Origin of the sequence: Shewanella sp. 11B5, assembly GCF_002836795.1 — a bacterium.
Lineage (GTDB): Bacteria > Pseudomonadota > Gammaproteobacteria > Enterobacterales > Shewanellaceae > Shewanella > Shewanella frigidimarina.
Genome location: NZ_PJAP01001055.1, coordinates 1 through 2,494, shown reverse-complemented (window position 1 = coordinate 2,494; position 2,494 = coordinate 1). Strand labels below are relative to the sequence as shown.

The window sequence follows — 2,494 nt, the reverse complement described above, 5'->3', positions numbered from 1 at the left end:
TGTCGGTAACAATGTTGGTAAAGAATTACCAAGCAAACTTTTTGAATACATCGTCAACCGGTGTTTTTGCTACATGGTTGGTGTAATTACTGATCACTTTTTGTGACAAGCCTAAAATGATTTCTAACACCTGCTGTTGGCCATAACCTGCGGCATAAAATGCTGCTAGTTCTGCTTCAGAAATGTTACCGCGGTTACGTACGATACTTAATGTCGCATCTTGTAACGCTTGTAATTTTGCAGTTGGCATCGCCGCTTTATTACGTAATGCTTCAGTTAACGCTGGGTCTACTTTCATTGAATGTGCAATACCTGTATGTGCTGGTACACAATAGCCACATTCGTGTTCAACGTTAATGGTTTGCCATACAACCGTTAGCTCTTCAGGGTTAAATGATGTGTCTAAAAAAGCCTGATGTAACTGTTGGTAAGCTTGCAACGTGCTTGGAGATTCTGCCAACACACCAAATAAATTAGGTACCATACCCATTTGCTTTTTAGCGCCTTCTAACATTGCTTTGCTGTCTTCTGGTGCTGTGTCTACAGTGTGAATAGTAAATGCAGTCATAATATTCTCTCTTCTAGATAAATAAATTTAGGAGTGTTGCGTTTCGAATTGAGACCACTATAAATCAATTTGAACGCTCGCTCAAGTTTATTTTGAATGATTGTTCAAATTGATTGTTGTTATTCAAATATACATTAGAGAATATTGTTTATTATCAAAATAGTATGAGTTTTAAAAAATATAAAATAATCACTAAACTCAGCCGTTAATGCTAATTCAACTAGCCACTTGAACATTTAGATTGTCAATTATTGAGGCATCTAGAAATGCGTAGCGACAGCTCTAATAGGGTGAAGTACGATCTAATTAATAACAATCCCAGAATAAAGCACTTACGCCAAAACGATATTTAGACGATAAAATGGGTTTATCCCCCCCCATCTTTACACTTCTTTAATTGAACAAATAATTGAGATTAATTATCATTACCGCAAGTTTGTGGATTTGTATTAACGTTTATAAAAAATAACAAAATCAGCAGGTTTAACACTCTATTGCAATACTGCATGGCATAATTTGAGCAAACAAAAATGAACATGGTTTCGACATTAAAATGGTTTCACAACTGGGTAGGTTTTTTTATTAGCATCACCATGTTAATAGTACTTACCACTGGGGTATATCTCGGTAGCGTTGATTTACTCAAACGCCTAGACAGTAAAGATCAAACATACTCTCCAATCACACTTGAACAAAAAGCCGATACTGTTGCGAGTGTATTTGAGCGCTATCCCGACATGAGTACTGTTCGCTTTCCAACAGAACATACGCCATATATTCAAGCTAGCACTCGTGGTAAATCAATTGCATTGGACAAAGAGTTAAATGAACTGTCGAGTAGCTCCTCTTTCGATTTACCTGGATATAGCACGGTATTTTGGTTGCATCGAAATTTTCTCATCGACAATGGTGGTAAATACATTAATGCATGGGCATCGCTTGCGGGGGGCATCGTAACCTTAATTGGCATTTACCTGTGGTGGCGAGTGCGTAATGGATTTAGATTAAAACAAAGTATTCCTAAAAATACCCGCTCAAGCAGTTTACTTAAAAGCCACATTCAACTGGGATTATTTATTTCAGTACCATTGTTTATATTGTGTATCAGCGGATTTTTAATCACTTACAACAGCTTATGGACAGGTGTTCTTAAGCAAGATGCCACCAGCGAACAGACACTACCTTATTCTGTCAGCCAACCAAGTCATTGGTTAAGCCAGCTAAGCAACGCACAACAAATTTGGCCAGACGCAGAACTTGTATCAGTGAGTAAACCACGCTCTAAGCCCAATAAAGGCCAGCAAGCAGAAACAGATAAACCACAAGACCTTGTGTACAGTATTCAATTCGATGAACATCAGGGCGTGTGGTTAAGAGAAGCTGATCGCATCAGCATGAATTATCAACAAGGAACGATTGAGTCAGTAATCAAACACAGTGACCGACCTTTATCAGCTAAAATTGCCAGTTTTGTTCGTCCTCTACACGATGGACTGTACATGCCAGCAAGCTATGTAATGTTGATTACCTTGGTGTCACTCATTGGCACATTGATTTTATCATTCAGTGTGGTGACCTTTTACCGACGTACTTTTAGTCGCAAAAAAGCCAGTTAACGAACAGCCCACCATGTTGCGCTACATTTCCTTCATACATCAACGGCAATGTAGCGCAGCATGAAATCAAACCGTTAGTTAAACGCCATATAACGTTACCACCACCGCGCCACCTAAACCTACATTATGCTGCAGCGCTAATGTGGCATTATCGACTTGTCGGTTGCCAGCTTGACCACGTAAGTGCCATGTCAGCTCTGTACATTGTGCCAACCCAGTAGCACCAATTGGGTGCCCTTTCGACATTAATCCACCCGATGCCCCAATGACAAATTTACCGCCATAAGTGTTGTCACCATTAGCAATCAAT

2 protein-coding genes and 1 pseudogene are annotated in these 2,494 nt (G+C 39.3%); 1 reads left to right on the top strand and 2 read right to left on the bottom strand.

Annotated elements, in window-relative coordinates; translation table 11 throughout:
* Positions 1–25 precede the first annotated feature (25 nt).
* Positions 26–568, bottom strand: a complete 543-nt coding sequence (locus CXF78_RS20215; protein WP_011636227.1) for a carboxymuconolactone decarboxylase family protein — start codon at positions 566–568, stop codon at positions 26–28.
* 530 nt (positions 569–1,098) lie between these two features.
* On the opposite strand from CXF78_RS20215, the gene CXF78_RS20210 reads away from it, so the two are divergent.
* Entirely contained in the window at positions 1,099–2,184 is a 1,086-nt protein-coding gene (locus CXF78_RS20210) for a PepSY-associated TM helix domain-containing protein (RefSeq protein WP_102037763.1), read from the top strand.
* 78 nt (positions 2,185–2,262) lie between these two features.
* Here CXF78_RS20210 and CXF78_RS20205 read toward each other — a convergent pair.
* Positions 2,263–2,494: pseudogene (locus tag CXF78_RS20205) on the bottom strand (lipid-transfer protein); the annotation flags it as partial.